The sequence below is a fragment of the Geobacillus sp. WSUCF1 genome, assembly GCF_000422025.1.
Classification (GTDB): Bacteria; Bacillota; Bacilli; order Bacillales; family Anoxybacillaceae; genus Geobacillus; species Geobacillus zalihae.
Map to the genome: position 1 here is coordinate 1 of NZ_ATCO01000003.1, position 6,307 is coordinate 6,307.

8 protein-coding genes are annotated in these 6,307 nt (G+C 49.9%); 2 read left to right on the forward strand and 6 right to left on the reverse strand.

What is annotated here, in order from left to right; all coding sequences use genetic code 11:
- Positions 1–369 precede the first annotated feature (369 nt).
- A complete protein-coding gene (pdaB, locus tag I656_RS14350; protein ID WP_033004638.1) occupies positions 370–1,125 on the forward strand; it encodes a polysaccharide deacetylase family sporulation protein PdaB in 756 nt (251 codons plus the stop codon).
- Positions 1,126–1,262: 137 nt separating this feature from the next.
- On the opposite strand, the gene I656_RS14345 is transcribed toward pdaB, so the two are convergent.
- Positions 1,263–1,862: a KinB-signaling pathway activation protein gene (locus I656_RS14345; RefSeq protein WP_013143992.1), complete on the reverse strand. Its 600-nt coding sequence runs from the start codon at positions 1,860–1,862 to the stop codon at positions 1,263–1,265.
- A 149-nt stretch (positions 1,863–2,011) separates the two neighbouring features.
- Between I656_RS14345 and gerD the strand changes: the two genes are divergently transcribed.
- On the forward strand, positions 2,012–2,641 hold the full coding sequence (gene gerD, locus I656_RS14340) for a spore germination lipoprotein GerD (protein WP_013143991.1): 630 nt from the start codon (positions 2,012–2,014) through the stop codon (positions 2,639–2,641).
- An 85-nt stretch (positions 2,642–2,726) separates the two neighbouring features.
- On the opposite strand, the gene I656_RS14335 is transcribed toward gerD, so the two are convergent.
- From I656_RS14335 to rplM, 5 genes are all read right to left on the reverse strand, one after another.
- A complete protein-coding gene (locus I656_RS14335; RefSeq protein ID WP_011229655.1) occupies positions 2,727–3,743 on the reverse strand; it encodes an Mrp/NBP35 family ATP-binding protein in 1,017 nt (338 codons plus the stop codon).
- Between the two features lie 193 nt (positions 3,744–3,936).
- Entirely contained in the window at positions 3,937–4,653 is a 717-nt protein-coding gene (cwlD, locus tag I656_RS14330) for an N-acetylmuramoyl-L-alanine amidase CwlD (RefSeq protein WP_012820500.1), read from the reverse strand.
- A 66-nt stretch (positions 4,654–4,719) separates the two neighbouring features.
- Entirely contained in the window at positions 4,720–5,160 is a 441-nt protein-coding gene (locus I656_RS14325) for a YbaK family protein (protein ID WP_015373733.1), read from the reverse strand.
- 119 nt (positions 5,161–5,279) lie between these two features.
- Positions 5,280–5,672 carry a 30S ribosomal protein S9 gene (gene rpsI, locus I656_RS14320; RefSeq protein WP_011229652.1) on the reverse strand — a complete coding sequence of 131 codons (393 nt, stop codon included), beginning with the start codon at positions 5,670–5,672 and terminating at the stop codon, positions 5,280–5,282.
- A 20-nt stretch (positions 5,673–5,692) separates the two neighbouring features.
- Positions 5,693–6,130 (reverse strand): 50S ribosomal protein L13, encoded by a 438-nt coding sequence (rplM, locus tag I656_RS14315; protein WP_011229651.1) that lies wholly within the window; start codon positions 6,128–6,130, stop codon positions 5,693–5,695.
- Between the last annotated feature and the right edge of the window lie 177 nt (positions 6,131–6,307).

Consider the following 6,307-nt stretch of genomic DNA (forward strand, 5'->3'; position numbering starts at 1 on the left):
TTGAAACAACTTCTCTGCTGATTTGCAGTCTTGAACTGAAGAATAGTTGAAGCTTCCTATTGCAAACAGCTCTTTTATACTAACATGCCTCTTTTTTCTTGTCAAGATCTTTTCCGTTGCTTTTCGTCACTCACCGCTATCGAACACTCTGTCGGATTAGCGACGATTTTTAATATACCACTTACCAATCAAAAATGCAATATCTTTTTTAAGGGAATTTCAAGAACCGACGCCAGACCGTTCCTTTAGGCTTCCTCCATCTCTTCGACGGTAAGAGGACTGGCAAATAAGTTTCATAACCGCCATGGCTGTCCGCATAAGATGTTATTAGGACAACGATTTTACAATGCAAAAAAGGGGGCCGATGTCATGTTTTACGCGTTGAACGGACGGACGCTGAAAAAAGCTCTCATTATTATCTGCTCCGCCTTTTTCACCGCCGTTGTCTTGTACGCTTATGAAATGAACCGTCCCGTTTTTTCGCTTCCTTCTGGGCCGACGGCGGTATATAAAGTGGACAACGCCCGCAATGAGGTGGCGTTGACGTTCGATATCAGCTGGGGAGATGAGAATGCAGACAAAATTTTGGATGTCTTGAAGCAGCATGGGATTCAAAACGCGACCTTTTTCTTATCCGCCTCATGGGCCGAACGCCATCCAGCCGTGGTGAAGCGGATCAAAGAGGAGGGGCATGAGATTGGCAGTATGGGATATAACTTTGTCAACTATACGGAACTTGAGAACGCCAAAATCCGTCAAGATTTAATGATGGCGAAAAAAGTGTTTGACATGTTGGGAATGAAACAGGTTGAGCTGCTGCGCCCCCCTGGGGGGAACTTCAACAAAAATGTGTTAAAGGTTGCTCAGTCCCTCGGCTACACTGTCGTCCATTGGAGCATTGACTCGAAAGACTGGCTCAACCCTGGGACAGACCAAATTGTTGAGAACGTCACGAGGGACCTGGAACCGGGCGATATCGTGCTCCTTCACGCATCTGATTCGGCAAAACAGACAGCCAAAGCGCTGCCGAAAATTATCGCTTCCATGAAAGAAAACGGCTACAAAAACGTCAACCTCTCCGAGCTGTTGGCGAATGGCGAAGCCGAAAGCCGCGGGATCGAGTGACACGTTCCGACAACGGCCTGCGCCGGTGCGGTTGGATTGCGGCGGCAGACAAGCCGCCAATTGGAATGATTGGCTTTTGGCGAACACGCCGTTTTTTTCGCGGCTGCCATAAGAAAACAGGCGGCGCCTTGCTTTCTTTATTGTTTCGCGCCGCCTGTCAATTTATGCAGTATAAGAAGCTGGTATGCATTGCATACTAATAAAGGAATCAACATCAAATACAGCCAATCACGGTCGTTGATGCGCAACACGGGAAACCATTCAATGACCGTAACGACGACCATAAAGAACAAAGCCGGAACGAACGCCCCTTTGTTCGTCTGTGCGCTCTTGACGTAGGCAACAACGAGACCAACCACCAAAATGAACAATGCGGTCAATAGATACGGAATGATTGAATCGCCCTTGTCCGCAAACGCCATGTAGCGGAAATACACTAAATCGAACAGCACGAACATGATCAAAACAACCTGCACAGCGTTCCATAGCGAACGGAAGATGCCAAGCCCGAACCGGTGGACGGTTAAATAAGCAAAAAACCCCGCCTGACTGATGACGCTGAAAATAAAGCCAACACCGATATGCCATAACAAAACAGCCATAAATTCGACCATTTCCAGGCGCAACAGCAAGCGCCCGAATTCTTCCCAGTTGAAAACAATGCCGACGGCCGCCGTGGCGATGCCGCCGATCAGCAGCGTCGATAAAAATAAACGCACCCATTTGCGGCTGTTCACAGCTTCATCCTCCATCATTTCAGCATAACCCGCTTACCATTTTACCAGCGCCCTTGTGAAAAAGCCAGCTCCGATCTCCCCCATGTATATTTTTTTCGCCAACATTCATATTAAGGGTGAGGGATTTTTGCAGAAAGGAGCTCACTTTCATGAACAAATGCCTACCGCTCCTCTTGCTCAGTTTTCTCGTTCTTGGTTCCTGTGCCCCTCAAGAAATCAGCCCCCCTCCCCCGGATTATGACGAAACGAAAAAGATGGTTGTTGACATTTTAAAAACCGACGAGGGGAAAAAGGCGATTCAAGATATTATGTCGGAAGATCAGATGAAGCAGCAACTAGTCATAGATCAAAAAGCTGTAAAAGAAACGCTGCAACAAATGCTGACATCCGATCAAGGAAAAAAGTTCTGGGAAAGTGCGTTAAAAGACCCGAAATTCGCTGAAAGTTTTGCCAAAGGGCTGCAAGCAGAACATGAAAAAATGATGAAGGCGCTCATGAAAGATCCCGATTACCAGGCGCTGATGATCGATATTTTAAAAGATCCAGAAATGGAAAAAGCCATGGTCGATGTCTTAAAAAGCAAAGAGTTCCGCCAGCATTTGCAAAAGGTGATCACGGAAACGTTGAACAGCCCGCTGTATCAGGCGAAAATTCAAGATATGTTGATGAAAGCAGCTGAAAAGGTTCAGCAAGGCGGAGAAAAACAAGAAGAAGAAGGCGGAGGGGAAGGGGGAGAGGGAGAAGAAAGCACCGGCAACCAACAAGGCGGAGGAGGTTAATCAAGCAAAAAAGCGTCCGTGCGCTGAAAACCGCCAACGCTCTAATCGGCGGTTTCTCGCCATCGGACGCTTTTTGTGAAACCGATTAATATTTCGCAACGATTTTGCGGGCGATATCCATATAAATTTTCCCGATCGGATGATCTTCTGCGTAAACGGACGGAGCGAAGTCGTCGTCGTTCCAATCCGGCTGCTGAAGCGGCAGCTGCCCTAACAGCTCGGTTTGCAGCTCTTTGGCCAGCTTTTCTCCGCCACCCTTGCCGAAGACATACTCCCGCTCTCCTGTTTTCCGGCTCTCGTAGTACGACATATTTTCGATCACGCCGATAATTTCATGTTCGGTGCGCAACGCCATTGCCCCAGCGCGGGCAGCGACAAACGCAGCGGTCGGATGCGGAGTCGTGACGATAATTTCTTTGCACGACGGCAAGAGCGTATGGACGTCCAAGGCGACGTCGCCCGTACCAGGCGGCAAGTCAAGCAGCAAGTAATCCAAGTCTCCCCATTCGACCTCTTTGAAAAAGTTGTTCAACATTTTCCCAAGCATCGGGCCGCGCCAAATGACCGGGGCGTTATCCTCGACGAAAAAGGCCATCGAAATGACTTTTACGCCAAACCGTTCGACCGGGATGATTTTGTCGCCCCTCACCGTCGGGCGCTCGGTGATTCCCATCATGTCCGGAACACTGAACCCGTAAATGTCCGCGTCAATCAACCCGACTTTTTTGCCGAGCCGGGCGAGCGCCACCGCCAAATTGACAGAAACGGTCGACTTGCCGACACCACCTTTGCCGCTAGCAATGGCGATATACGTCGTTTTTTGCTTGTTTTCGCTATATTTCTCCACCACATCGCGCGGCAGTTCGGCGAACCGCAGCCCGACCGTTGCAGCACCCGCATCTTTCAGCTGCTCGACGATCGCCGTTTGCACGCGAAGCTGCTCGGGCGTTCCGGTTTTGGCGAGCGCGATTTTCACGCTGACATGGTTTTTCTCTTCCTTAATTTTGATTTCTTGAATGGCATTCGTCTCTTTAAACGTTTTGTTTAAAAAGGGATCTTTCATCTTTTCAAGAATGGCGCGCACTTCAGTTTCCGTCAACATCGTATTCACCAACCCTTTTGCAAATCAATGGTCATTTCTATGTGTTATCATACCATAAATCGGCAGACGGCCGCCATGTTTGACTTGCTCCCGCACGTCCCCGCGGTTGAAAAAGGGGAATTTCGAATTCCTTTTGGCGAAACAAGGCCGGTCGGCTATCTGTCTCCTCTGTTCCGACCTTAAAAAATCCCCGCTACTCGCGAGGCGTATGTTCATTGGAAAAGTAGCGGAGCACTCCTTTATAAATCGAGGCGGCCAGCTTCGTTTGGTAGCCATCAGACACAAGCAGCTCTCGCTCATCGGGATTCGACAAAAACCCAACCTCGACAAGCGCGCCGGGGATTTTTGCATGCTTGAGCAAATAGACGGTATCAATCATTTTTGCCAGTCGATGGGTGTTCTCCAAATTGCGCCGCAATTCCGCTTGGATAAATCTCGCCAGCCGCTCGTTTTCGATGAAAGACCCGTAATAAAACGTCTGCGCCCCTCGCCAACGCGGCGACGGGATGGCGTTGAGATGGATGCTGATGAAAAGATCGGCATTCGATCGATTGACGAAAGCCGTTCGTTCGAGCAAATCCTCCGTTTTCCGTCGGCTGTAGCCGCGTGTGGACGGGCTGGCCAAGTCCCGATCCGTCTCGCGCGTCATCAGGACGAGCGCCCCTTGCTGCTGCAGATAATCGCGCAGCTTTTTCGCCACGTTGAGCGCGATGTCCTTTTCCACCGCCTCACCACCGACGGCGCCGCCGTCCGGCCCACCATGGCCGGGGTCCAATACGATGATTCTCCCCGATAATGGGAGATTCCATGGTTTTGTTGATGTCAAATCGGAAAATAAAGACGGAAATAGCAAAGTGCTCATAAGGGCGACGGCAGCAAAAGCGACCAGCCACTTCCATTTTTCTTTCATTGTTTCTCCTCCCGCACGTTTCCCTTCTCTATCTTATATGGGACAAGGCGCGGGAATAGAACTCATTCAGCGAAGTTTTAGACGATGCCGTTTTTTGCCCCGCTCAAATCCTTCCGTCCACCAGTTGCCGATATATTGTTCACACGCGTCATACAGCGACTGGCTGAGGAAATCGTTGTCGATATTGCCCCAAAAGCAAAGAAAATCAAACAGCGTATCGATCAAATATTTTTCTTCTTGAGCACATCGACAGCGTACGCTGGCCGCAGGCTCCCCATAATAGCCGAATCGGCTGTAGCGAGCGCCGAGCAAATACGCTTCAATGGCCAGATCAATGCAGCCTTCCTCCACAACGGATGGGAACATCCGATACGCCGTATAAAACGGAACAAAGTGCTCAAGCGCTTTGGTCCGTAATTTCTCAAGCGACAGTTCGCGCAACATGTTCCGTTCATAGCGAAGCTGCTTTTCCTGCCTTTTTTCCGCCAATGAAGTGATGACTGTCATCGTCTTTCACGCTCCTTTACGATGTAGTGTCTAACGATCGCTCACAATCATACGCGCGGGCGAAAGGCAGAAATAAGCAAAAAACCCAGCCAAATCGGCTGGGTTGGAACATCACGCGATTAACGTTTCGAGAATTGCGGAGCGCGGCGGGCGCCTTTGAGCCCGTATTTTTTGCGTTCTTTAACGCGAGCATCGCGCGTCAGCAAACCGGCCCGTTTCAGCACCGTGCGGAACTCCGGATCGACTTCAAGCAACGCACGGGCGATGCCATGGCGAATCGCACCGGCTTGGCCGGCAAATCCGCCGCCTTGGACATTCACCAAAACGTCGTAGCTGCCAAGCGTTTCGGTCAGTACGAGCGGCTGTTTGACCATTTCGATGAGCGCTTCCGTCGGGATGTACTCGCGAATGTCACGCTTATTGACAATGATGCGGCCATCGCCCGGGACAAGGCGGACACGGGCGACCGAGCTTTTGCGACGACCTGTGCCGTAATATTGTACTTGTGCCAAAATCATACCCTCCCTTATGATTATCCGCGAAGTTCATACACTTCTGGTTTTTGTGCTTGATGCGGATGTTCGCTTCCACGGTAAACGTGCAACTTTTTGAACATTTGCCGGCCGAGGCTGCCTTTTGGAAGCATGCCGCGCACCGCACGTTCGATCATTTGTTCCGGGTAGTTCGTACGCATTTCCAGCGCTGTTCTTACTTTTAAGCCACCCGGATATAAGCTGTGGCGATAGTACAGTTTTTTCGTCAACTTTTTCCCAGTCAGTTCAACTTTGTCCGCATTGATGACGATGACGTGATCTCCGCAGTCAACATGCGGAGTGAACGTCGGTTTATGTTTGCCGCGCAACAGCGCCGCTACTTCGCTGGCTAAGCGGCCTAACGTTTTGCCAGCTGCGTCGACAACGTACCATTTACGCTCTACTTCATTCGGTTTCGCCATATAAGTCGTACGCAATGCAGTTCCCTCCTAAAATAAAAAAATGAACAAACAAATGGTCGTTTATTTCAACACGATTATGGTCCGGGGCTAATCGTGGAAAATACATGCCATATGATATAATAGCTTGCCGGCGCGCCAATGTCAAGAAGATGTTACACAAGGACTCGTTGCCGTGACATACTCCCACCACCT